Source organism: Burkholderia sp. SR8 (genome assembly GCF_052851275.1).
In genome coordinates this window covers 1-22,629 of record NZ_JAULUC010000039.1, presented here as the reverse complement: position 1 = coordinate 22,629, position 22,629 = coordinate 1, and the positions used below count along the sequence as shown (strand labels likewise).

General features: G+C 69.4%; 21 protein-coding genes. 7 read left to right on the top strand and 14 right to left on the bottom strand.

Translation table 11 applies throughout. The features are described from left to right. Positions 1-18: 18 nt before the first annotated feature. From Q3A80_RS30150 to Q3A80_RS30135, 4 genes are all read left to right on the top strand, one after another. Positions 19-771: a fimbrial biogenesis chaperone gene (locus Q3A80_RS30150; RefSeq protein WP_446332439.1), complete on the top strand. Its 753-nt coding sequence runs from the start codon at positions 19-21 to the stop codon at positions 769-771. Positions 772-796: 25 nt separating this feature from the next. Continuing rightward, a complete protein-coding gene (locus Q3A80_RS30145) occupies positions 797-3,100 on the top strand; it encodes a fimbria/pilus outer membrane usher protein (RefSeq protein WP_446332438.1) in 2,304 nt (767 codons plus the stop codon). Then, complete coding sequence (locus Q3A80_RS30140) at positions 3,097-3,612, top strand: Csu type fimbrial protein (protein WP_446332437.1); 516 nt, start codon at positions 3,097-3,099, stop codon at positions 3,610-3,612. The genes Q3A80_RS30145 and Q3A80_RS30140 overlap by 4 nt, the downstream gene beginning before the upstream one ends. Positions 3,613-3,690: 78 nt before the next feature. Beyond that, entirely contained in the window at positions 3,691-4,278 is a 588-nt protein-coding gene (locus tag Q3A80_RS30135; protein WP_446332436.1) for a hypothetical protein, read from the top strand. A 27-nt stretch (positions 4,279-4,305) separates the two neighbouring features. Here the strand turns inward: Q3A80_RS30135 and Q3A80_RS30130 are convergent, their stop codons facing one another. The 13 genes from Q3A80_RS30130 to flgB all read right to left on the bottom strand — a co-directional run bounded on the left by Q3A80_RS30130 (position 4,306) and on the right by flgB (position 17,848). Further along, positions 4,306-5,610, bottom strand: coding sequence for a solute carrier family 23 protein (locus Q3A80_RS30130; RefSeq protein ID WP_446332435.1), 1,305 nt, complete (start codon positions 5,608-5,610; stop codon positions 4,306-4,308). 317 nt (positions 5,611-5,927) lie between these two features. After that, positions 5,928-7,166: a flagellar hook-associated protein FlgL gene (gene flgL / locus Q3A80_RS30125; RefSeq protein WP_446332434.1), complete on the bottom strand. Its 1,239-nt coding sequence runs from the start codon at positions 7,164-7,166 to the stop codon at positions 5,928-5,930. A 23-nt stretch (positions 7,167-7,189) separates the two neighbouring features. Beyond that, a complete protein-coding gene (gene flgK / locus Q3A80_RS30120) occupies positions 7,190-9,169 on the bottom strand; it encodes a flagellar hook-associated protein FlgK (protein ID WP_446332433.1) in 1,980 nt (659 codons plus the stop codon). A 191-nt stretch (positions 9,170-9,360) separates the two neighbouring features. Beyond that, positions 9,361-10,116, bottom strand: coding sequence for a flagellar brake protein (locus tag Q3A80_RS30115; RefSeq protein WP_446332432.1), 756 nt, complete (start codon positions 10,114-10,116; stop codon positions 9,361-9,363). Between the two features lie 218 nt (positions 10,117-10,334). Beyond that, positions 10,335-11,318, bottom strand: a complete 984-nt coding sequence (gene flgJ, locus Q3A80_RS30110) for a flagellar assembly peptidoglycan hydrolase FlgJ (protein WP_446332431.1) — start codon at positions 11,316-11,318, stop codon at positions 10,335-10,337. Further along, positions 11,319-12,500 carry a flagellar basal body P-ring protein FlgI gene (locus tag Q3A80_RS30105; RefSeq protein ID WP_446332430.1) on the bottom strand — a complete coding sequence of 394 codons (1,182 nt, stop codon included), beginning with the start codon at positions 12,498-12,500 and terminating at the stop codon, positions 11,319-11,321. A 5-nt stretch (positions 12,501-12,505) separates the two neighbouring features. Next, positions 12,506-13,195: a flagellar basal body L-ring protein FlgH gene (gene flgH / locus Q3A80_RS30100; protein WP_446332429.1), complete on the bottom strand. Its 690-nt coding sequence runs from the start codon at positions 13,193-13,195 to the stop codon at positions 12,506-12,508. A gap of 20 nt (positions 13,196-13,215) precedes the next feature. Beyond that, complete coding sequence (flgG, locus tag Q3A80_RS30095) at positions 13,216-14,004, bottom strand: flagellar basal-body rod protein FlgG (protein WP_014895799.1); 789 nt, start codon at positions 14,002-14,004, stop codon at positions 13,216-13,218. A gap of 35 nt (positions 14,005-14,039) precedes the next feature. Continuing rightward, positions 14,040-14,798: a flagellar basal-body rod protein FlgF gene (flgF, locus tag Q3A80_RS30090; protein ID WP_446332428.1), complete on the bottom strand. Its 759-nt coding sequence runs from the start codon at positions 14,796-14,798 to the stop codon at positions 14,040-14,042. A gap of 20 nt (positions 14,799-14,818) precedes the next feature. Next, positions 14,819-16,060, bottom strand: a complete 1,242-nt coding sequence (gene flgE / locus Q3A80_RS30085) for a flagellar hook protein FlgE (protein ID WP_446332427.1) — start codon at positions 16,058-16,060, stop codon at positions 14,819-14,821. Positions 16,061-16,088: 28 nt separating this feature from the next. Then, a complete protein-coding gene (locus Q3A80_RS30080; RefSeq protein WP_446332426.1) occupies positions 16,089-16,835 on the bottom strand; it encodes a flagellar hook assembly protein FlgD in 747 nt (248 codons plus the stop codon). Positions 16,836-16,897: 62 nt separating this feature from the next. Further along, a complete protein-coding gene (flgC, locus tag Q3A80_RS30075; RefSeq protein WP_040142404.1) occupies positions 16,898-17,323 on the bottom strand; it encodes a flagellar basal body rod protein FlgC in 426 nt (141 codons plus the stop codon). A 36-nt stretch (positions 17,324-17,359) separates the two neighbouring features. Next, positions 17,360-17,848 (bottom strand): flagellar basal body rod protein FlgB, encoded by a 489-nt coding sequence (gene flgB, locus Q3A80_RS30070; RefSeq protein WP_446332425.1) that lies wholly within the window; start codon positions 17,846-17,848, stop codon positions 17,360-17,362. 205 nt (positions 17,849-18,053) lie between these two features. Between flgB and flgA the strand changes: the two genes are divergently transcribed. The 3 genes from flgA (at position 18,054) to Q3A80_RS30055 (ending at position 20,482) form a co-directional block, all read left to right on the top strand. Continuing rightward, positions 18,054-19,505: a flagellar basal body P-ring formation chaperone FlgA gene (gene flgA, locus Q3A80_RS30065; protein ID WP_446332424.1), complete on the top strand. Its 1,452-nt coding sequence runs from the start codon at positions 18,054-18,056 to the stop codon at positions 19,503-19,505. Positions 19,506-19,623: 118 nt separating this feature from the next. After that, on the top strand, positions 19,624-19,956 hold the full coding sequence (flgM, locus tag Q3A80_RS30060) for a flagellar biosynthesis anti-sigma factor FlgM (RefSeq protein WP_446332423.1): 333 nt from the start codon (positions 19,624-19,626) through the stop codon (positions 19,954-19,956). An 85-nt stretch (positions 19,957-20,041) separates the two neighbouring features. Then, complete coding sequence (locus Q3A80_RS30055; protein WP_446332422.1) at positions 20,042-20,482, top strand: flagella synthesis protein FlgN; 441 nt, start codon at positions 20,042-20,044, stop codon at positions 20,480-20,482. Positions 20,483-20,584: 102 nt separating this feature from the next. Here the strand turns inward: Q3A80_RS30055 and Q3A80_RS30050 are convergent, their stop codons facing one another. Continuing rightward, positions 20,585-22,435, bottom strand: coding sequence for a M24 family metallopeptidase (locus Q3A80_RS30050; protein ID WP_446332421.1), 1,851 nt, complete (start codon positions 22,433-22,435; stop codon positions 20,585-20,587). Positions 22,436-22,629 lie beyond the last annotated feature (194 nt).

The following is a 22,629-nucleotide window of genomic DNA, read 5'->3' as shown; positions in this document are numbered from 1 at the left end:
CCTGGAGGTGGATCTGTGATGAAACCGAACGTGTGCAAACTCGCGACCTGGCTCGCGGCCGTGACGCTCGCCGCCGCATCCGCCGACAGCCAGGCCACCGACTTCACCGTGTCGCCCGTGCGCGTCGAGCTGTCGGCCGCGCAGCGCAGCGTCGCGCTCACGGTGCGCAACGAGTCGCCCGACCAGCCCGTGATCGTCCAGCTGCGCACCGTCGCGTGGTCGCAGAACGCGGGCGACGACGTCTATGCGTCGACCGGCGACCTGATTGCCGCGCCGCCCATCTTCACGATCGCGCCCGGCAGTGCGCAGGTCGTGCGCGTCGGCCTGCGGCATCCGCCCGCCGCGGATCGCGAAACCAGCTACCGGCTCTATCTGCAGGAGATCCCGCCCGCGCCGAAGCCCGGTTTCGCGGGCGTGCAGATCGCGCTGGAAATGAGCCTGCCGATCTTCGTGAAGCCGGCGGCCGACACCGCGCCGCGGCTGCGCTTTAGCGCGGAACCGCGGCCGGGCGGCGCGGGCATGCTCGCGTTGCGCGTGACCAACGACGGCACCGCGCATGCGCAGGTGGCCAACCTCGCGCTGTTCGCGCCGGGCAGCGATCGCCCGGTCGCCACGCACGCGGAATTCGCATATGTCCTGCCGGGCCAGTCGCGCGAACTGATGTTCAAGCCCGGCGCCGGCGCCGCGCCGGCCGTTGCCTCCGGCATGCACCTGATCGGCTACTCCGATGCGGGCGACATCGATTCGACGGTCGCGCCGAGCGCGCGCTGACGCGGCGCTGCTGATCGCGATTCTCATGAGCGCGCAGACCACACTCGCGGAAGAGCGTCTCGTCGCGGCACCGGCCGCCGCGGCCGCGCAGGCGTCGCATGGCGCGGCGGGCGGCCCGGCCGAGCTGCTGTACCAGATCGACATCAACCGCCAGGGGCTCGACGAAACCGCGTTGCTGATCAAGGCGGCCGACGGCGCGTTCTACGTGTCGGCCGACGATCTGAAGCGCTGGCGGCTCAAGCGGCCGGACGTCGCGCCGCTCGCCGGCAACGACACGCCGTACTACCCGCTGAACGCGATCGCGGGGCTCGCGTACACCGTCGACGAGCAGAACCTGACGATGGCGATCAGCGTGCCCGCGCAGGCGTTCGTCGGCGCGACGTTCGACGAAGCCGACCGGCGCCGCGTGCTGGCCGTCGAGCCGGGCATCGGCGGCTTCTTCAACTACGACCTGCTCGCCGAACAGGCCGCGGGCCAGACGCACGGCTCCGGGCTGTTCGAGCTCGGCTTCTTCAACCGCTTCGGCGTCGGCGTCGGCACGTTCCTCGCGGACGAATCGGGCCCGACGCGGCGCCTGACCCGCCTCGAAACCACGTGGACGACCGACCGGCCCGGCCATCTCGCGAGCCTGCGAATCGGCGACGCGATCAGCCGCGCGGGCATGTGGGGCCGCGCGATCCGCTTCGGCGGGATCCAGTACGCAACCAATTTCGCGACGCAGCCGGGCCTCGTCACGATTCCGCTGCAGGGCGTGAGCGGGCAGGCCGTGCTGCCCTCGACGGTCGACGTCTACGTGAACAACGCGCTGACGTCGACGCGCGAGGTCGCCCCCGGCCCGTTCGCGATCAACAACGTGCCGGTGGTGACCGGCCAGGGCGACGTGCGCGTCGTCGTGCGCGACGTGATGGGCCGCGAGCAGGTGATCACGCAGTCGTTCTATGCGAGCGCGAACCTGCTGAAGCAGGGCATGCAGGATTTCTCGTACGAGATCGGCAAGGAACGGCGCGATTTCGGGCTGGCGAGCAACGACTACGGGCACTGGTTCGCCAGCGCGACGCACCGGATCGGCATGACCGACCGGTTCACCGGCGAGATCCACGCGGAAGCCGAAGCGTCGCGGCAGAACCTCGGCGTCGGCGGCGTCGTACTGGCCGGGCCGCTCGGCGTCGTCAATGCGTCGGCGGCGGCGAGCCGCAGCACGGACGGCGCCGGCGCGCTGGCGACGATCGGCGCCGAGAGCCAGGCCGGCCTCGTGGACATCGGCGCGCACGCGCAATGGGCGACGCCGCATTTCGCGCAGATCGGCCTCGAGCCGGGCAGGCTCGCGCCGAAGCTGCTGACGAGCGTCAACGTCGGCCTCGGGATGGGCCGCTTCGGCTCGCTCGGGCTCGCGCACGTATTCCTCGACAATCGCGACGGCTACAAGACCCAGTTGCTGTCGCTCAGCTACAGCGCGCAGCTCGGCCGCTTCGGCTTCGCGAACATCAGCGTCAGCAAGCCGCTGAGCGGCGCGGGCGCGACCATCGTCGGCGCCGCATGGACGATTCCAGTCGACAACCGCACCAGCGCATCGGTCACGATGACGCACCAGCAGGGCGGCACCGAAATGCTCGCGCAGCTGCAGCGCAGCCTGCCGGTCGGCGAAGGCTTCGGCTACTCGCTGCAGGCCGGCAACGACACGCAGGACGCGAGCGCGACGCTGCAGACGCGCACCGGCACCTACAGCGTCGAGGCGGCGGCGTATCGCGGCCGCGCCGGCGTGCGCGCCAACGTCGCGGGCGGCGTCGCGTTCGTCGACGGCACCGCGCGCCTGTCGCGGCAGATCACCGACAGCTTCGCGCTGGTCAAGGTGCCGGGCTTCGCCAACGTCGGCATCCTCGCGGACAACCAGCTCGTCGCGCGCACCGATGCGAGCGGCGTCGCGCTGCTGCCGCGGCTGCGCGCGTACGAAAGCAACCCGATCTCGATCGAGCAGGCCGACCTGCCGTTCGACGCGACCATCGGCACGCTGAAGCTCGACGCGGTGCCGTACTTCCGCAGCGGCATGGCGCTCGTGTTCCCGATCACGCGCTCGCGCGGCGCGATGCTGACGCTCGATCTCGAGAACGGCGCGCCTCTGCCGGCCGGCGCGATCGTCACGATTGCAGGACAGAAGGACGCGTTTCCGGTCGGCCGCGACGGCGTCGTCTACGTCACCGGACTGTCGGAGCAGAACCACCTGCATGCGGCGTGGCGCGACCGGCAGTGCGACGCGACCGTGCGCTTTCCCGCCGGCGACGACCCGCTGCCGGACCTGGGCACCCATCTTTGCAAGGGAGTCACACCATGAGACATCGCAAGCATGCAGGGCGGCCGGCCGGGCTCGCACGCGTTCGCGCGGCAGCCGCGGCGTTCGCCGCGTTGGCGGCCGGTACCGCCGTGCTGGTCGCGCCGCCCGCACGCGCGGCGACCACCTGCACGATGAACGCACCGTCGTCGATGGTCTTCGGCACGTACGACACGATCAACGCGGCCACGTCGGCCGTCACGATCTCGGTCAGCTGCACCGGCAGCGGCAACGCTGCGCCGACGGTCACCGCGAGCGCGGGCGGCGGCACCTTCGCGAACCGCCTGATGACGCGCACCGGCAACACGCAGACGCTCGGCTACAACCTGTACCTCGACACTGCGCACACGTCGATCTGGGGCGACGGCACGAGCGGCACGTCGGCGATTTCGTGGGGCAAGATCACGGGTGCCGGCACGTTCAGCGCGAACGTATACGGGCTGATCCGCGGCGGCCAGAACGCCGTGCCGGGCAGCTATGCGGACCGCAACATCATGATCCTGTTCAATTACTAGGACCAGGCGCGCGGGCGGCGGCCGCGTTGCGCGTGCCGCCATCGATCGCCATCACGGATTCGGACAACGGGGGCAGACATGAATCGAACCCAGACAGCGAGCGCCGCCGCATCGCGGTGTGCCCGGCGCGGACAGACCCGCACGGCAGCCTTCGCGCCGCCGCGTGACGCCGGCCGCGCGCGCCGGCTGCCGGCCGCACTCGTCGCGCTGTCGATCGCGCTCGTCGGCGCGGCGCCGGGATCCGGCGCCGCGAAGCAGGCGATCCGGTCGGTGCAGGTGGGAACGACGGTCCAGGCGTACGCACGGCTCAAGGCGGCCAATCCGGCCCGGCTCGTGATCGCGAACAAGGACACGAGCATCGGCTACCTGGCCGTGCCGAGCGCGAACAATCCGTCGGGTACGACGCTCGCGGTGCAGACCAACGACCGCGCCGGCTACACGGTGCTCGTCCAGGTCGCCGCCGCCAGCCAGGCACAGTTCAGTTCGATCGAGATCGGCGGCTTCGGCAGCAAGGTGGTGCTGCCGGGAACGGGCGGCACGATCAACGTGCCCTACACGGCGCTGAACACGACGTTCACGCTGACCTATCGTTTCGTGTTCGCGCCGAAGGCGAAGGACGGGACCTTCGCATGGCCGCTGATGTTTTCGGTGCAGCCGAACCCGTGACGCTCGCGGCGCCGGCGCCGCCGCGGCTCACACCACCGGGCCCGGTTCCTTTTCCTTGCGCAGGATCGCGTACAGGATGATCGCGCCGAACGTCGCGGTGCCGATCCCGCCGAGCCCGAAGCCGCCGAATTTCAGCGAGAAGTCGCCGGCGCCGAGCACCAGCGTGACGGCCGCGACGATCAGGTTGCGGTTGTCGGAGAAGTCGACCTTGTTGACGACCCAGATCCGCGCGCCCGTCACCGCGATCAGCCCGAACACGACGATCGACACGCCGCCGAGCACCGGGCCCGGAATCGTCTGGATCACCGCGCCGAACTTCGGCGAGAAGCCGAGCCCGATCGCGATCAGCGCGGCGACCGCGAACACCAGCGTCGAATAGATCCGCGTGACGGCCATCACGCCGATGTTCTCCGCATAGGTCGTCACGCCCGTGCCGCCGACGCTGCCCGACACGATCGTCGCGAGCCCGTCGCCGATGAACGCGCGGCCGACGTAGCGGTCGAGGTTGGTGCCCGTCATCGCGCTGACGGCCTTGATGTGGCCGAGGTTCTCCGCGACCAGGATCACCGCGATCGGCGCGAGCATCAGCATCGCGTGCGGATCGAACACCGGCGCGCGGAAGCCCGGCACGCCGAACCACGCGGCATGCGCGACGATCGCGAAATCGATCGGCTTGCCGAGGCCCATCCCGTTGGTCGCGAGCGCGTAGATCGCGTACGCGATCACGAGCCCGACGAGGATCAGCAGACGCTGCACCATCCCGCGCGCGAACACCGCGACGCCGCCGACGCACAGCACCGTGACGAGCGCCATCACCGAGTCGAAGGTCGACGCCGACACGCCCTTGACCGCGATCGGCGCGAGGTTCAGCCCGATCACCGCGACCACCGCGCCGGTGACGACGGGCGGCATCAGCGTCTCGATCCAGCGCGTGCCGATCGCCTGCACCAGCGCGCCGAGCGCGACGTACACGACACCGCACGCGATGATCCCGCCGAGCGCGACCGGGATGTTCGGGTTCGGACCGCTGCCGCCGTAGCCCGTCACCGCGATCACGAGGCCGATGAACGCGAAGCTCGAGCCGAGGTAGCTCGGCACGCGGCCGCCGACCAGCACGAAGAACAGCAGCGTGCCGATGCCCGACATGAAGATGCACAGGTTCGGATCGAAGCCCATCAGCAGCGGCGCGAGCACGGTCGAACCGAACATCGCGACGACGTGCTGCACGCCCATCGCGACCATCTGCGGCCACGCGAGGCGTTCGTCGGGGCCGACCACGCGCGCGGCGCCGGTCGATTGCACCCGCCAGCGCGGGAAGTAGGAATCGGACATGGGGAAAAGGGCTCCTGTCGATCGCCGGCTGCGGACGGTGCGCCGGTCTGGAATCTGGCGCGAGTTTACGGAGCGGAAATGGGGCTGGCAAGCGCGGCGCGTCCGCTCGCCGGGCGCGACGGCGTGGCGCGGCCGGTGGGCGTCGACAGGCGCGCGATCGCACGCGCAGGCCGACGGCTCGGCGCTCGGCGCTCGGCGCTCGGCGCTCGGCGCTCGGCGCTCGGCGTGCGGCGTGCGGCGTGCGGCGCTCGGCGTGCGGCGCTCGGCGCACCGCGCGACGTAAGCGGGCGCTCACATCGCAGCGGGCGCCGCGTACGTCACGGGTTGATGTACTGGAACAGCGACATGTTCTGCAGCTGCGCATACGCCTTCTGCGCACCGCTCAGCGCGTTCTGCACCTGCAGGTACTGGCTGATCGTCGTGACCATGTTCGTGCTGGTCAGGTCCGACAGGTTGCTGGTGGTCTGCAGCGCGGCCGTCTGGTTCACGGTCTGCATCGCCTTGACTTCCTGCTCGCGGCCGCCGACCGACGCCAGCACGGTCGTGACGTTGCGCATCGAGTTGTTGATCTTCGTCGCGGCCGTGCCCATCGCGTTCGACAGCGCGGCGCTCGCCACCGAATTGCCGGTGACGGGCGTCTTCAGCGCCGTGATCATCGAGTCGAGCGTCGAGAACACGTCGACGCCGCTCGCCTGCGGCGCGGGTGTGACGGAGAACGTGTCGGTCGGCGACGGCGTGCCCGACACGGCCACCTTCATCCCGCTGCCGAGTGCGATCGCGGTGCCCGACGTATAGGCCTGCGCGGGCGTGGTGGTCGGCGGCGCCGCCGTGTTGTCGGTGACCGTGTAGGTCGGCGCGGCCGCGGTGCCGCCGAACGTGATCGTGAATTGATGGCCGTTCGTCGCGGCCGACGGATCCGTCACCGTGACGTTGCCGATGGTGGCCGTACCGGCGTTGCCGGCGCCGGCCGCCTGCACCGGCGAGCTGCCGAGCGCCGGCACCGACATGAACACCGCGACGCCCGAGTCGCCCTGCGGCACGCTGCGCGAATCGTCGATCTGCACGGTGCGCGTGCCCGTATCGCCGACGTAGCTGATCCCGCCGGCGGCGTTCTTCGTGAACGGCGCCGCGTCATTCTTGAAGCCGGCGAACAGGTAGTTGCCCGCACCGTCCGTGGAGTTCGCGAGCGACATCAGCTGGTCGCGATAGCCCTCGAGCTGCGTCGCGAGCGCCGCGCGGTCGCTGTCGGCGAGCGAGCCGTCGCCGGCGCGCACGATCACCGACTGGATGCTGCCGAGCACGCTGCTGACGTTCTGCAGCGCCTGGTCCTCGGCCTGCAGCGACGCGAGCGCCGTGCTCTGGTTGGCCGCATATTGCGACAGCGTGGCCGACGTCATCGACAGCTGCACGGCCTGCGCCGCGCCGACCGGATTGTCGGCCGGCGTCGTGAGGCTCACGCCGCTCGAGATCTGCTGGTAGAGCTGCGCGAGCTGCGCCTGCTGATCGTTCATCTGCCCGACGTTCAGCTGGTAGAACTGGGTCGTGGAAATCCGCATGGGTTCGGTCCTCTCGATTCCGGTCAGCTGAACAGACCGAGCACGGTCTGGAACAGCGATGCCGCCGTCTGGATCACTTTCGCGTTCGCCTGGTACAGCTGCTGGTACTGCATCAGGTTCGCGGCTTCCTCGTTCTGGTTCACGCCCGACACCGACTGCTGCGCGGACGTGATCTGGCCGACGAGCGCCGTCTGCGCGGTGCTCGACGACTTGAGCTGGCTCGCGGCGTTGCCGATGTTGTTCACGTAGTTCGCGTAGGCGCCCGTGAGCGTCGTCGTGCCGCCTCCCAGCGTCTTCGCGTTGACGAGCTGCGACAGCGCGAGCGCGTTGCTGCCGTCGCTGGTGCCGCCCGCGTACGGCCCGATCGTGAACGAATCGCCGTCCGACGGCGTACCCGACAGCGTGACGGTCACGCCGTTCAGCGCGCCCGCGGCCGTTCCCGACATCGTCATCGTCGCGCCGGTCGACGGGTCGTACGGCACCGGGTCGGTCGGGCTGCTGATCGTGACGGACGTCGGCGGCGTGCCCGGGATCGTCACCGTGGTGCCGGCCGGGAAGCCCGACAGCGACTTCGTCGCCGCGTCGTAGGTGAGCTTGGTCGACGGCACCTGATAACCGGCGCTCACGCCGCTCAGCGCGATCTTGCCGGTGCCGATGTTGGTGCTCGACGCCGACGTGACGGCCGGCGACGCAGCCGCGATCGCCGAGCCGCTCGTCGTCGCGAGCCCGAAGCCGTCGAGCGCGCCGCGCGTCGGCAGCACGGTGAACTGGTCGCCGCTGTTCATCGCGCCGGACGAGAACGAGAAGTTCAGCCCGCCGATCGACGCCGGCATCGACGTCGACTGACCGACCACCGACCCGCTTGCGCGATCGGTCAGCGTGTAGTTCGTGCCGTCGTACGACAGCGTGTAGTCGCTCGTCGTCGGCTGCGATGCGTTCGCGAACGACACGGTCAGCGCCGCGTTGCCGGTATTGCCCTGATTCGAATAGACGGTCGGCGCCGGCACCGTGAACAGGTCGCCGCCCGGCTTGCCCGACAGGTCGATGCCGAGCGCGTTCTGCGCGTTGACCTGCGCGGCGAAGCTGGTCGCGAGCGCGCCGAGCTGCGCCTGCGCCGGGTCGAGCGTCTGGTTGCGGAACGCGAGCAGGCCGCCGAGCGTGCCGCCCGACAGCGACACATCCGGCAGCGCCTCGTTCGGCCCCTGCGGATTGGCGCCGGCGATCCCCTGCGACACGACGGTCAGCTCGCTCGGATCGGACGACGACGTGACGGCCGCGAGCTGGTAGCTCTTGTCGGCGACGACGAGCGGCTGGCCGCCCGCCATGAACACGCTGTAGCCGCTGTCGTTACGCACGACCTGCACGCCGGCGAGGCCCGACAGGTTCGACACCGCGAGGTCGCGCTGGTCCATCAGCTGGTTCGGCGGCTGCCCCTGGCTGCTCGCGGCCGCGATCTGCTGGTTCAGCTGCGCGATCTGCGTGGTGTACGTGTTGATCTGCGACACCGTGCTGGAGATCTGCGTATTCACGCTCTGGCGCAGCGCGTCGTACTGCTGGCCGGCCGCATTGAGCTGGTTCGCGAGAATCTGCGCGTTGCTGATCGCCGTTTGCCGCACGGACGGGTCCGCTGCGCTGTTCGCGACGTTCTGCAAGCCGGTGAAATAGCCGGTGATCGCGGTCGAGATACCGGCCGTCGGGCTGCCGACGTAGTTGTTCAGCTGCGCGACGAGCGAATACCACGTCGACAGCGCGCCGCCCTGCGACTGCGCGCTGTTCAGCTGGTCGCTCAGGTACTGGCTGTACTGCCGCTGCACGGTGACGGTGTTCACGCCCTGCGGCATGTAGCCGCTCGCCGTGTACTGGCCGCTCACCTCGGCGTAGACGGGACGCTCGACCGAATAGCCGGGCGTCGCGGCGTTGCTGATGTTCTGGCCGGTCGTCGTGAGGCCCCAGAGCGCGGCATTGAGGCCGCTGACGCCGAGGTTCATGAGTGTGTTGGACATGCGCGATCCTGATGAGCCGGCCGCGCTGCGGCCGCCGGGTTGCGTGACTCCCGGTATAACGGCCGCGGATCGAAAAAATTGAGGAAAAAATGCGCGTGCGGCGCGCCTGCGCGCGTCGCCCGCCGGGCGCCCGGGCCGAACCCGCCGGCACCGGTGCGCAAGCGGCCCCGGGCGGGGCCGCGGACGATGCGTCAGGCCCGCGCGAGCGAGCGGCGCTTCATCTCGAGCTGCGTGATCAGGCGCTGCAGCGTGTTCTCCGCGCTGCCCGGCAGCGACATGAAGCGAAAGCCGAGCTGATAGCGCCGCGAGCCGTTCGGCATCTGCGTCGAACGCTGCGACACGAGGCGCAGGTCGAGCGACAGCTTGCCGTGCCCGGTCAGTTCGAGCTCGACGTCGGGCAGCAGCGTGCCGACCTCGAGCGCCTCGACGCGTTCGTCGGCCGTGCGCAGCCCGACGCCGCCGAGCGACAGGTTGTGCACCTCGAACACGAAACCGTCGCCGTCCGGCAGCTTGCCGCGGCACAGGAACGGATCGACGATCGGCGCATCGACGCGGAAGTACTCGCGCCGCTGGATGCACGTCAGCACGTCGGGAAAATCGGCGACGAACGCGGGCAGCCCTTCGTAGCGCGTCTCGCGCGGCGTGCCGGTCGTGAATTCGACGCGCACGCCTTCCGGCGCGGCCGCGAACGTGCAGTGCGACGCGGCGAGGATGCCGGCGTTCTGCTCGGACAGCGCGCCCCAGTCGAACGTGAACGTGCGCGCGCCGACGTCGACCTCGAGCAGGCGCGTGACCAGCTGGCCGCCCGGGTACTGGACGGTCAGGAAGTCGCCGCGGTTCACGAGGTTGCGCAGCTGCACGCCGATCTCCAGCGGATTACGGCGGGCGTAGTCGGGCCCGGAATGACCCGCATCCAGGCTCGGATCGGTCGACGTTTCGATATTCATGGCTAGCCGGTCTTCTTGTCATGGGCGCCCGGGTGACCGGTGCGCAATAAAACCGGGCCAGAACATGGCCCGGTTGCGGTCTCACACACTTAGCGGCAGTGCTCACCGAAAGTTTAGATCGAATTGCGGATATTTTTCGCGCAAACGTTGAAACCGCGCGCGGCGAACGCCGGGCGCGGTCCGTAAGACTGCAGCAAGCCGTGCCGGCCCGCTGCGCGTCAGCCGATCTGCTGCATGATCGAGATCAGCTTCTTCGCGTAATTCGGGTCGGTCGCGTAACCGGCCTTCTGCAGACCATGCGCGAAACCCTCGACGCTGCGGCTCGCGCTCAGCACGCCCGCGTAGCGCGGGTTGTTCTTCAGCAGGTTCGCATAATCGGTCATCGCGTGTTCGTACGAATCATACGCGCGAAACTTCGCGACGACGCGGCGCGGCGTGCCGTTCACGTATTCGGTCGTCAGCGCCGACACCGTGCGGCCCGTCCAGCCCTTGTTCGCCTTGATGCCGAACACGTTGTAGCTCGTCGAACCGTCGCTCGCGCGAATCTCGCGCTTGCCCCAGCCCGATTCGAGCGCGGCCTGGCCGACGATGAAGCGCGCCGGGATTCCGGTCGTCGCGCTCGCTGCCTGCGCGGCGCCGGCGAGCCGGTCGACGAACGCATCGGCATCCTGCACGCCGCTCGCGCCCTTGACCGGCGGCGTCAGCGCGCTGCCGGCCGAGTAGCCGCGCGCGCCGGCGAGCGCGCCGTTGTTCGCGGCGTTCGCGTAGGCCTTCGCCATCGCGTTCATCGCGGCGAGGCTGCCTTCGTTGCCCGACGTGCCGAAGCCGGCCGCGCCGAGCCCGGCCGCGCCGGCATCCGCCGCGGTTTCGTCGCCCGCACCCTGCCCCGCATTGCGCAGCAGCTGCTTCATCAGGGCGTCGGCGACGCCGATCCCGCGCCTGGACATCTGCTGCGCGAGCTGCTGGTCGAGCATCGACGTGTACATCTTCGACGTGTGCGAATCGAGCAGCCCGCCGTCGGGCGATGCGTCGCGCATGCTCTTGAGCATCATCTGCGTGAACATCGCGTCGAACTGGCCGGCCACCGCCTTCGCGCCGGCCTGCGGCGACTGCTTCGCCTGCGCGCGCAGCGCGTCGAAGCCCTGCACGTCGAGCGCGAAGCGCTGCGTGAGGTCGTTTGCGTTCGGAAGGTTCGCCGCCATTTAGATGATCTCCAGATCGGCACGCAGCGCGCCGGCCGCCTTCATCGCCTGCAGGATCGACATCAGGTCCGCCGGCGTCGCGCCGAGCGTGTTCAGCGCCTTCACGACGTCGGCGAGGTTCGCGCCGGCCGTCACCATCTTCAGCGCGCCGTTGTCCTGTTTCAGCTGGATCTGCGACTGCTGCGCGACCACGGTCTGCCCGTTCGAGAACGGCCCCGGCTGCGACACCACCGGCTGCGTGTTGACGACCACCGACAGGTTGCCGTGCGCGACCGCGCAGCTTTGCAGCGTGACCATCTGGTTCATCACGATCGAACCGGTGCGCGCGTTCAGGATCACCTTCGCGGCGGCCTTGTCCGGGCTCACGTCGAGGTTCTGCAGCCGCGCCATGAACGCGACCTGCTGCGCGGAATCGGCCGGCGCGGCGAGCTGGATCGTGCGGCCGTCGAGCGCGGTCGCGGTGCCCGGGCCGAAGCTCGCATTCACCGCCGACACGATCCGCTGCGCGGTGCCGTAGTCCATGTCGTTCAGTTGCAGCTGCAGCACGCCGTTCATCTGCGCGATCGCGTTCGGCACCGAACGCTCGACGATCGCGCCGCCGACGATCCGGCCGGCCGCGAGCTGGTTCACCTGCACGCGGCTGCCGTTCGCGCTCGCGCCCGCGCCGCCGACGGCCATGTTGCCCTGCGCGAGCGCATACACCTGCCCGTCCGCGCCCTTCAGCGGCGTGAGCAGCAGCGTGCCGCCGCGCAGGCTCTTCGCATTGCCGAGCGACGACACGGTCACGTCGAGCGCCTCGCCCGGCCGCGCGAACGGCGGCAGCGTGGCGGTCACCATCACGGCCGCGACGTTCTTCAACTGCATGTTGTTCAGCGACGACGTGCCGCCGTTCGCCGAACCGTTGTTGATCGAGATGCCGAGGTTCGCGAGCATGTTCGCGAGCGTCTGCGTCGTGAACGGCGTCTGCATCGTCTGGTCGCCCGTGCCGTCGAGGCCGACGACGAGGCCATAGCCGATCAGCGGGTTGTCGCGCACGCCCTGGATCTGCGCGAGGTCCTTCAGGCGCTCCGCGTGCGCGGGCGCCGCGCCGAACGCGCCCGCGGCCAGCACCAACGCGGCGGCCAGCGCACCGAGCGCACGCGATGCGCGCAACGACAGACGGTGGAAAAGAGGCTGCTGCATCGTCATCACCACGGTGCGATGTTGAGGAAGAAGCGCTGCAGCCAGCCCATCGTCTCGGCTTCGTTGATGTAGCCCTTCGCCGAGTATTCGATCCGCGCGTCGGCGACCTGCGTCGAGTAGACCGAGTTCGCGCCCGAGATCGTGTTCGGGTTGACGACCCCCGAGAAGCGCACGAATTCGTTGCCCTGGTTGATCAGCATCTGCTTCTCGCCGCTGACGACGAGGTTGCCGTTCGGCAGCACGTTGGTGACGGTCACCGTGATCGTGCCGTTGAACGTGTTCGCGGCGCTCGCACCGCCCGTCGCCGCGAACTTGTTGGTGCCGGCCGCCGACAGGTTCGCCTTCGCGAACAGCCCGCCGAGGAAGCCGGCCGTCGGCACGTTGAAGTCGGTGTTGCCCTGCCGGTTCGTGTTCGCACCCGACGACTTGGTCGCGTTGATGTTCTCCGCGATCACGATCGTCAGGATGTCGCCGATGTTGCGCGGCCGCTGATCCTCGAACAGCGGCCGGCCCGCGTAGCCGGGGTTGTAGATCGAGCCGGGCGCCTGCATCGACATCGGCATCGGCGGCTGCGCCGTCATCGGCTGCTGGATGATCGGGTCGCGCGGAATCTGCGCGCAACCGGCGAGCGCGGCCACCGCGACCGCGCACGCGGCGCGGACGGAGGCTGACGGGAGAAGGCGAACCTGCTTCATGGCGACGGCGGGTGTTCCGGTTAGCTCTTCATCTGCGTGACGGTCTGCAGCATCTGGTCGGACGTCGTCACGGCCTTGCTGTTGATCTCGTACGCGCGCTGCGTCTGAATCATGTTGACGAGCTCCTGCACGACGTTCACGTTCGACGCCTCGACATAGCCCTGGTTGAGCACGCCCGCGCCGTTCAGGCCCGGCTGCGACACGTTCGGCGCGCCCGACGACGTGGTCTCGGCGAACAGGTTCTCGCCCTTCGCCTCGAGGCCGGCCGGGTTGATGAAGGTCGCGATCTGCAGCGAGCCGATCTGCACCGCGTTGCTGGAACCCGGCTGCGTGACCGACACGACGCCGTCCTTGCCGATCGTCAGCGACTGCGCGTTCTGCGGCACCGTGATCGCCGGCAGGATTTGATAACCGCTCGACGTGACGAGCTGGCCCTGCGCGTTGGTCTGGAACGAGCCGTCGCGCGTGTATGCGTTCGTGCCGTCCGGCATCAGCACCTGGAAGAAGCCCGCGCCGTTGATCGCGACATCCTTCGAGTTGCCGGTCTGCGTGAGGCCGCCCTGCGTGTACAGGCGCTCGGTCGCGACCTGCTGCACGCCGGTGCCGAGCTGCAGGCCCGACGGCAGCTCGGTCTGCTGCGTCGAGTTCGCGCCCGGCTGGCGGATGGTCTGGTACAGCAGATCCTCGAACACCGCGCGCGACGCCTTGAAGCCGTTGGTGCTGGTGTTCGCGAGGTTGTTCGAGATCACGTCCATCTGCGCCTGCTGCGCATTCATGCCGGTGGCGGCAATGTAGAGCGATCGGTTCATGTTGAATCTTCTCCTGGTAGCGAGGGCCTGGCCGCTCAGCTGAAGTTGAGCAGCTGGTTCGCCGACTGCTCGTTCTGGTCGGCCGTCTGGATCAGCTTCGACTGCAGCTGGAACGCCCGTGCGTTGTCGATCATCGCGACCATCGCGGTCACCGGATTCACGTTGCTGCCTTCGAGCGAGTTCGGCGTGACGACCACGGTCGGGTCGGCGTCGGCCGGATTGCCGTCGGCGGTGCGGAACAGCCCGTCGTTGCCGCGCGTGAGCGTGGCCGGGTCGGGGTTCACGAGCTTCATCTGGTCGACGATCGCGACCGCCGTCGGCGGGTCGCCCGGCATCAGCGCCGACACCGTGCCGTCCTTGCCGATCGTCACTTCCGCGTTCGGCGGCACCGAGATCGGGCCGCCGTTGCCGATCACCGGCAGGTTGCTCGCGTTGACGAGCTGGCCGTTCTCGTCGACGTGCAGGTTGCCGGCACGCGTGTACGCCTCGCTGCCGTCGGCCGTCTGCACCGACAGCCAGCCGGCGCCCTGCACCGCGACGTCGAGCGGGTTGCCGGTGCGCGTGATCGGACCCGGCGCGTAGTCGGCGCCCGGCGTCGACGCGAGCACGTAGGTGCGCGTCGTCGTCGGGTCGATGTTGCTGCCGTCGCCGAAGTTCATCGGCACCGCGCGGTAGGTCGCGAGCTGCGCGCGAAAACCCGTCGTCGATGCGTTCGCGAGGTTGTTCGCGACGATCGCCTGCTGGTCGAGCGACTGCGACGCGCCCGTCATCGCCGTGTAGATCAGTCGGTCCATGGCTGCCGGTTATCCGCGCGTTACAGGTTGATGAGCGTCTGGTCGACGGTCTGCTGCGTCTTGATCGTCTGCGCGTTCGCCTGATAGTTGCGCTGCGCGGTGATCAGGTTGACGAGCTGCGACGTCAGGTCGACGTTCGAGTTCTCGAGCGCGCTGCCCTGCAGCGTGCCGTGGTTCGTGCTGCCCGGCGCGGAGATCTGCGGGACGCCCGACGCGGACGTCTCCGCATACTGGTTGCCGCCGAGGTTGATCAGCCCGTTCGGGTTGTTGAAATTCGCGATCGCGATCTGCCCGAGCACTGCCGTCTGGCCGTTCGAGTAGTTGCCGGTCAGCTTGCCGTCCGAGCCGATCGAGAAGGTCGTCAGCGTGCCGCTCGCGTAGCCGTCCTGCGCGAGGTTGTTCACGCCGTCCTTGCCGCCGTACTGCGTGGTGCCGGTCATGTCGAGCGTCAGGTTCTGCGGCGTCGCCGAGCCGTCGCTGGTCGGCACGCTGAACTGGAACTGGCCGACCGACGCGGTCGGCGTGGTCGAGCCCGGCAGCGTCGTGCTCTTGATCGCGCCCGACGAATCGAACGTGACCGTGCCGAGATCGGTCGTCGTGCCGCCCTGCACGCCCGCGTACGCTTCCCACGTGCCGGCCGCCGACTTCACGAAATACATGTTGACCGCCTGCGAGCCGCCGAGCGAGTCGTACACCTGGATCGCCGTCGAATAGTTGTACGTCGTGGTGTCGGTCGCGTCGAACGGCGTCTTGGTCGGCACCGTGTCCTGCGAGTTCAGGTTGAACTGCGCGGAGATCTTGGTCGTCGCGGTCGGCGCGATGTTGGTCGTCGGCGCCTGCAGCGGCACGGTCTGCGCGGTGCTGATCACGCCGTTCTTGTCGGCTGCGTAGCCCATCAGGTTCGCGCCCGCCGAGTTGACGATGAAGCCGTTCTTGTCGCGCTGGAACGTGCCGTCGCGCGAGTACGTCGTCACGCCGTTGTTCGACATCTGGAAGAAGCCGTTGCCGTTGATCGCGACGTCGAGCGACGAGTTCGTCGTGTTGATCGTGCCCTGGCCGAACTGCTGCTGCACCGACGCGAGCGTCGTGCCGATCCCGATCTGCGTGTTGACCGACGTCGCGATCGAGTTCGCGTACATGTCGGAGAACTGCGCGGTGCTCGACTTGAAGCCGACCGTGTTCGCGTTCGCGATGTTGTTGCCGATCACGTCGAGCGCGTTCGATGCACCGGCGAGGCCGCTCAGACCCTGTTGATAACCCATTTCGGTCTCCGTTTTCGAGAAAGCTGGATCAGTTGGTGGTGTTCGTGCCGCCGGACGACGACGACGCGGTGTTCGGGAAGATCGACGCAACCTGGGTCAGCCCCACGGTCGTGCCGTTCGACAGCACGAGCCCCGCCGTGCCGTCGGCCTGCTTGATCACGCTCTGCACCGTCGCGGCCGCGAGCACGGTCGGCGCATAGGTCTTGCCGTCGCTGCCCGTGTACTGCGCGCTGACGGTGTAGGTGCCGTCCGGCAGCGTGTTGCCGGCCGCATCCGTCGGCGTCCAGTTGAACGGCACCGTGCCGGCCGACTGCTTGCCCGCGTTGATCGTGTTGACGACCGCGCCCGAGCTGTTCTTCACGGTGATCGTCAGGTTCGACACGTCGCTCGTGAGCGACACGCCGAACGGCGACGCCGCGCCGCTCTTCACCCCGACGCTGTTGCCCGGCGCGAGCACGTTCGTGCCGATCAGCAGCGCGGCCTGCGTCTGCTGGCCGGCGGCGAGCTGCGTCGACAGCGACGTGAGCGACGTGTTCAGCTGCGCGATGCCGCTCACCGTGTTGATCTGCGCGAGCTGCGACGTCATCTGCGAGCTGTCGACCGGGCTCGTCGGGTCCTGGTTCTGCAGCTGCGTGACGAGCAGCTTCAGGAACGTCGCCTGCAGGTCGCTCGCCGACGTGCCGGTGCTCGACACGTTGTTGGTGTTCATCGTGTCGGTCGGCAGGGTCGACACGTTGGTGCCGTTGCTGCCGATCGTCGTGCTGGAGGATGTCATCCTGGGTGGCCTTGGGTCGGAACTGTCGGGTCTATCGGATCTGTAGCGTCGGCCGGCGCGGCTTACGAGCCGATCGTCAGCGTCTTCAGCATCAGCGTCTTCGCGGTGTTCAGCGTCTCGACGTTGGCCTGGTACGAGCGCGACGCCGAGATCATGTTCACCATTTCCTGCACCGGATCGACGTTCGGCATCTGCACGTAGCCGTTCGCGTCGGCGGCCGGGTTCGCCGGGTCGTAGGTCGACTTCATCGGCGACGGGTCGTCGACGACCTTGGTCACGCGCACGCCGCCGACGCCCTGGCCGGACGCGGTGCGCGCGCCGCCGATCGGGTCGGTCGCGAACACGACCTGCTTGGCCTTGTACGGCTTGCCGTCGGGGCCGGTCGCGCTGTCGGCGTTCGCGAGGTTCGACGCGGTGACGTTCAGGCGCTGCGATTGCGCGGACAGCGCCGAACCGGCGACGCCGAAGATGTTCATCAACGAGGGCATGGAGGCTCCTGGTTCGGGTACGGAAGCGGCGCGCGCTTACGAGTTCGTCGAGATCGCGGCGATCATCGCCTTGATCTGCTGGGTCATCACGGTCATCCCGGTTTCGTAGTGCAGCGCGTTGTTCGCGAACTGCACGCGCTCGACGTCGAGATCGACCGTGTTGCCGTCGAGCGACGGCTGCAGCGGCATCCGGTACTGCGCGCGACCGTAGTCGTCGCTCGGGCCGCCGGTCGGAATCAGCTTCGCGGTGCCGGCCATGTGGCCGGGCGCCGTCGACACCATCGACATCCCGCTCGTCACGCCGGCCGGCTGCGCCATCGGCAGCTGCGCGGCGTTGCTCGGCGCGAGCGTGCCGCCCGTCTGCTTCAGCGAGCGCGCGAGGGTCGACGCGAAATCGACGTCGCGGGCCTGGTAGCCGGGCGTGTCGGCGTTCGCGATGTTCGACGACAGCAGTTCCTGCCGATAGGCGCGCACGTCGAGCGCCTGTCGGCCGAACGCGAATTCGGCATCGAGTTTGTCCAGCATGTGTGCGTCTCTCCGTATGAAGCGCTGCACGCCCCTCGCGCCGGATGGCGACCCAAGGGGCTTTTTTCCATGACAGCGATGGTAGGCGGCGCATGCAACCGGCAATCGGACGAATAACGCGGCAAAGGCCCCCTCTATTCATCGTTTGCGCGCCCGGCCGGCTCCCTAGAATGCGAATCGGATCAACGGCTTCGAGGACACGGCAATGGCAGGCAGCGCACTTCGCGAACACGCCGGACGCGGTACGCGCCTGCGCCGTGCGTTCGCGCTCGCCGCGGCGCTGTGGGTCGCGGCGCCGGCCGCGCACGCGGACGACGGGACGATCGTGATTCCGGGCCGCGGCGAGACGGCCGAGACGGCGCTCGCGCATGCGAATGCGGCGAGCGGCGGGCAGTTCGGCGGGACCGCCGGCACGGGTTCGGAGGCGGTCGGGAATGGTGCGCTCGGCGTGGCGGGCGCGACCGGCATGGCCGGCGCGGCGGGCGTGGTGGCGGGCGGTGCTGCCGGCATGGCCGGTACAGCGGGTGTCGCGGCGGGCGGTGCTGCCGGCATGGCGGGTGCGGCGGGCAGTGCTGCCGGCATGGCCGGCGCGGCTGGCGTAGCGGCGGCCGGTGCCGCCGGCATGGCGGGCGCGCCCCGTGCGGCCACGGGCAGCGCTTCCCGCATGGCCACTGCCGCCGGCGCGACCGCGAGCGGTTACACGGCGCAGCCGGCCGGATCGATGGTCGTGACGAGCGTTCCGGCGCCTGCGCCGGTACCGACGCCAGTTCCGGCACCGCGCGCCGTCTACGCAGCAGCCCGCGTGAACGCCGCGAACACCGGTTACGGCGCGCCGCGCGCCGCCGATCCCGGCAGTGTCGCGACCGTCGTCGCCGGTACCGCCACCGCGGATCCCGTATCGAATCCGGCCCGGCAGGCGCTCGCCGCCCGCATGGCCGCGCTGCGCACCGCTTCATCCGCTTCATCCGTTTCATCCGCTTCGGCGCCGCGCGCACCGGCGGCCGCCGCGCCGGCGGCCCAGGCAACGCCGCCCGGCCAGCAGGACCCGGAGTCGATCCGGCGCACGGCCCTCGCGTTCCTGCAGCAGCAGATCGCCGGCCTGCCGGGCAAGACCACCGCGACGGTCGCCGCCGCGTTCCCGCGCGGGCTCGCCGCGTGCACGACGCTCGAGCCGTTCCTGCCGACCGGCGCGCGCCTGTGGGGCCGCACGACCGTCGGCGTGCGCTGCGCGGGTGAGCGGCCGTGGACCGTCTATCTGCAGGCAAAGGTGACGGTGCACGCCACCTATTACGTCGCCGCGCGCCAGATCGCGCCCGGAGAGCCGCTGACCGCGGCCGACCTCGTCGCGCGCGACGGCGACCTGACGGTGCTGCCGCTCGCGGTGATCACCGATCCCGCGCAGGCGGTCGGCTCGACCGCACTCGCGCGGATCGCGGCCGGGCTGCCGCTGCGCCAGGACATGCTGAAGAGCGCCGCGTCAGTGTCGGCCGGCCAGACGGTGCGGGTCGTCGCGGCCGGCCCGGGTTTCACGATCTCGGCCGAGGGCAGCGCGCTCGCGAATGCGGCGCCGGGCCAGTCGGTGCGGGTCAGGATGGCCGCGGGCCAGATCGTTACGGCGGTCGTCAAGGACGCGGGGACCGTCGAAATTCCGCTATAGGGGCGGATCCTGCCGCAAGATTGTAAAGAATTGTTTATTCGGAGAATTTCGGAAGCACGGTGCTAAAGTTCGGGCCGACCCGGCCGTTATCTGGGTCATACCGTCCAGGAAACCCATCGTGAAGATCGATTCCACTCCGAACCCGAGCCCACTCGCGCCGACCGGCAACGGCGCGGCCCGCGCGCAATCCGGCGCGGCTTCGTCGACGTCCGGGCAGCCGGCCGACGCAGGATCGACCGGCGGCGACACGACCGTGAACCTGTCGGGTCTGTCCGGCCAGCTGCGTTCGGCGTCGGCTTCCGGCAACGCCGACATCGACACGGCCCTCGTCCAGTCGATCAAGGACGCGCTGAACAACGGCACGCTGACGATCGACGTGAACAAGATCGCCGACGGCGTACTGAATACCGCCCGCGACCTGCTGCAGCAGCAGCGCTCGCAGGGCAACTGAGCCGGCCCGGGGCCCGTCACGCCCTGACCGGTCCCCTGGTTTGCCGGCATGCGCACCCGCGTGCCGGCGCGACGAGCATGACGCGATGAGAGAAGAGCTGCTGGCCACGGTCAACGACGAACACGCGACGGTCGAAGCGTTCGCGTCCCTGCTCGCCTACGAGGAAAAGGCGCTGACGACGCCGGAGCCGCTTGAAATGCTGCCCGGCATCGTCGAGAAGAAGAGCGAGCTGATCGACCGCCTCGCGCAGCTCGAGCGCACGCGTGACACGCAGCTGTCCGCGCTCGGCTTTCCGGCCGGCAAGAAAGGCATGGACCAGGCCGCCGAGCGCGACGCACGCCTCGCCGGCCGCTGGCAACTGCTGCTGCAGGCCGCCGAACGCGCGCGCCAGGCCAATGCGACCAACGGCATGCTGATCCGGATCCGGATGGACTACAACGAGCGCGCGCTCGCGGTGCTGCGCTCGGCGCCCGCGCCGGCCGGTGTCTACGGGCCCGACGGGCGTGTGTCGGCGCTGATGCGCTGACTCAGCGATATATTGATGCAGTGATGTATGCGCCACGCCGGCGCACCAATGCGCCGGCCACGCGCCGCGCGGCCCTGCCGCGCCGCGCACTCCTTCCCCGTCCTACAGCAGCGGGCACGCGGTGACCTGCGTGCCGCGTTCCACGCAAAGCCGTTCGTAGTCGCGCAGATACGCGCGCTCGTCGTCGTCCAGCAGGTCGACGTCGATCAGGTCCCAGTCGTAGCCGACCGTCACCAGGTTCTCGAACGCGACGGTGTCCGATTCCGCGTCGTCCGCGCGCACGATCACGATGTTCTCGATCCGCACGCCGCCCTTGCCCGGCACGTAGATGCCCGGCTCGACCGAAATCACCGCGTTCGGCACCAGCCCGTACGTCGCGCCCGGCGCGAACCGCACGCCGCCCTCGTGCACGTGGATCCCGACGCCGTGCCCGGTGCCGTGGCCGAAATCGTAGCCGTGGTCGCGGCACACCTGCCGCACCGCCGCATCGACGTCGCCGCCCGTCGCCGTCTTCGGGAAGCGCGTGACGAGCCCCTTGATGCAGGCCTTCAGCGCGACCGTGTAGATCTCGCGCTGCCACGGCTGCGCGACCGTGTCCGGCCGCGTGCGGCGCAGCACGACGCGCGTGCAGTCCGTCGCGAAGCCGGCGTCGTAGTACGCGCCGCTGTCGAGCAGCACGAGCTCGCCTTCGGTCAGCTCGACGTCGGCGCTCGCTGCCGTGTAGTGCGCGAACGCGCTGTTCGCGCCGTTCGCGGCGATCGACGGGAACGTCAGCGCGACGGCCGAGCGTGCGCCGTACGCGTCGTTGATTGCGCGGGCCAGGTCGTATTCGGTATGGCGCTGCCCCGGCTCGCCGACCTTCGCCCAGCGCATCGTCGCGGCGATCGCCGCCGAGCTGCGCGCGAACGCGTCGCGGAACCGCTCGAGCACCGCCGGCGTCTTGCCGGCGCGCAGCGCCTCGACCGGGTTGAAATCGGCGTGGCGCGCGTGCGGCCACACGCGGCTCACCGATTCGGCGAGCGCGCAGTTGACCGATTCGAAGCCGTAGCACACGTGGTCGACCGCGAACTGCGCGAGGAAGCGCTCGAGTTCGGCGACGTCGCGCCGGATCACGTGCAGCGCCGGATACGACGCCAGTTCGACCGGGCACCGGTCGCAGCCTTCCGGCAAGAACAGCACGACCTGCTCGCCGATCGCGAACAGGAAGCCCAGGTGCGACGATGCATTCGGGATGTGATAGCCGCGGCTGTTCAGCAGATACGCGAGATCGTCCGATGCGCACGTGAAGAACGCGGTCTTGCCGGCCGCCGCGCCCGTGTGCACGGCGAGCCGGCGATTCAGCGCGTCGAGGTTCTGCGCGACGCTCGCGCCGGTCACCGTGTCCGGCAACTCGAAGATCGGCCGTTCGACGACCCAGCCCGGCAGCGCGATCGCGCGATCGATCTCGCGCTCCGCGAGGCTCGTCCAGTCGATCGACGCGGCCCGCGTCTGCGCGAGCAGCCGGTCGCGCTGCGCGACGCTGATTCGCAGCGCATCGTAGCCGACCCGCGCGAGCCGGCTCGCATGCGCGTTCAGCCAGTCGGCGAGCGCCTGCCAGATCGTCACGTTCATCCCGAGCTTCTCGATGCGCACGCGCGCCGGGTCGCACTGCTGCTCGGCCTGCAGGTGATAGCGGCCGTCGACGAACAGCACGAACGGCGGCACGCCGAGCGCCTGCGCGGTCGCCGCGCTCAGGAAGATTCCGCAGCCGGCCGAGCCGTCGAAGCCCGACACCGCGTAGCGCGGGTTGTTGCGGCGCGGCAGGTATTCGGTGATGTATTCGTCCTGCGACGTGACCACGACCGCGTCGAGCCGCGCGGCGTCGAGCAGGCGCGACAGGCCGGCCTGCGTGTCGGCGACGCACGCGTCATACGGGGGAAGGCCGGAGAAGCTGTATTTCAGTCGATCGATCATCGGATACCCGTTGTTCATTGTCGTCGGCGGCCGGCGGCATCGCGTGACATCGCGAGCCTGCAGCGGCGCGCCGCCCGTACCTGGACGACGCGCGGCCCGGCCGGCAGCCGGGCCGCGGTGCCGATCCAGCGGCCGGCCCTCGGTAAAATTTTTGTCTCACTTAACTTTGTTTGATGCGCGCGACAGAATCTAGA

Coding starts and splice junctions, on each gene's coding strand:
- Q3A80_RS30150 (WP_446332439.1), top strand. CDS start 19: ATGAAACCGAACGTGTGCAAACTCGCGACCTGGCTCGCGGCCGTGACG.
- Q3A80_RS30145 (WP_446332438.1), top strand. CDS start 797: ATGAGCGCGCAGACCACACTCGCGGAAGAGCGTCTCGTCGCGGCACCG.
- Q3A80_RS30140 (WP_446332437.1), top strand. CDS start 3,097: ATGAGACATCGCAAGCATGCAGGGCGGCCGGCCGGGCTCGCACGCGTT.
- Q3A80_RS30135 (WP_446332436.1), top strand. CDS start 3,691: ATGAATCGAACCCAGACAGCGAGCGCCGCCGCATCGCGGTGTGCCCGG.
- Q3A80_RS30130 (WP_446332435.1), bottom strand. CDS start 5,610: ATGTCCGATTCCTACTTCCCGCGCTGGCGGGTGCAATCGACCGGCGCC.
- flgL (WP_446332434.1), bottom strand. CDS start 7,166: ATGCGGATTTCCACGACCCAGTTCTACCAGCTGAACGTCGGGCAGATG.
- flgK (WP_446332433.1), bottom strand. CDS start 9,169: ATGTCCAACACACTCATGAACCTCGGCGTCAGCGGCCTCAATGCCGCG.
- Q3A80_RS30115 (WP_446332432.1), bottom strand. CDS start 10,116: ATGAATATCGAAACGTCGACCGATCCGAGCCTGGATGCGGGTCATTCC.
- flgJ (WP_446332431.1), bottom strand. CDS start 11,318: ATGGCGGCGAACCTTCCGAACGCAAACGACCTCACGCAGCGCTTCGCG.
- Q3A80_RS30105 (WP_446332430.1), bottom strand. CDS start 12,500: ATGCAGCAGCCTCTTTTCCACCGTCTGTCGTTGCGCGCATCGCGTGCG.
- flgH (WP_446332429.1), bottom strand. CDS start 13,195: ATGAAGCAGGTTCGCCTTCTCCCGTCAGCCTCCGTCCGCGCCGCGTGC.
- flgG (WP_014895799.1), bottom strand. CDS start 14,004: ATGAACCGATCGCTCTACATTGCCGCCACCGGCATGAATGCGCAGCAG.
- flgF (WP_446332428.1), bottom strand. CDS start 14,798: ATGGACCGACTGATCTACACGGCGATGACGGGCGCGTCGCAGTCGCTC.
- flgE (WP_446332427.1), bottom strand. CDS start 16,060: ATGGGTTATCAACAGGGTCTGAGCGGCCTCGCCGGTGCATCGAACGCG.
- Q3A80_RS30080 (WP_446332426.1), bottom strand. CDS start 16,835: ATGACATCCTCCAGCACGACGATCGGCAGCAACGGCACCAACGTGTCG.
- flgC (WP_040142404.1), bottom strand. CDS start 17,323: ATGCCCTCGTTGATGAACATCTTCGGCGTCGCCGGTTCGGCGCTGTCC.
- flgB (WP_446332425.1), bottom strand. CDS start 17,848: ATGCTGGACAAACTCGATGCCGAATTCGCGTTCGGCCGACAGGCGCTC.
- flgA (WP_446332424.1), top strand. CDS start 18,054: ATGGCAGGCAGCGCACTTCGCGAACACGCCGGACGCGGTACGCGCCTG.
- Q3A80_RS30055 (WP_446332422.1), top strand. CDS start 20,042: ATGAGAGAAGAGCTGCTGGCCACGGTCAACGACGAACACGCGACGGTC.
- Q3A80_RS30050 (WP_446332421.1), bottom strand. CDS start 22,435: ATGATCGATCGACTGAAATACAGCTTCTCCGGCCTTCCCCCGTATGAC.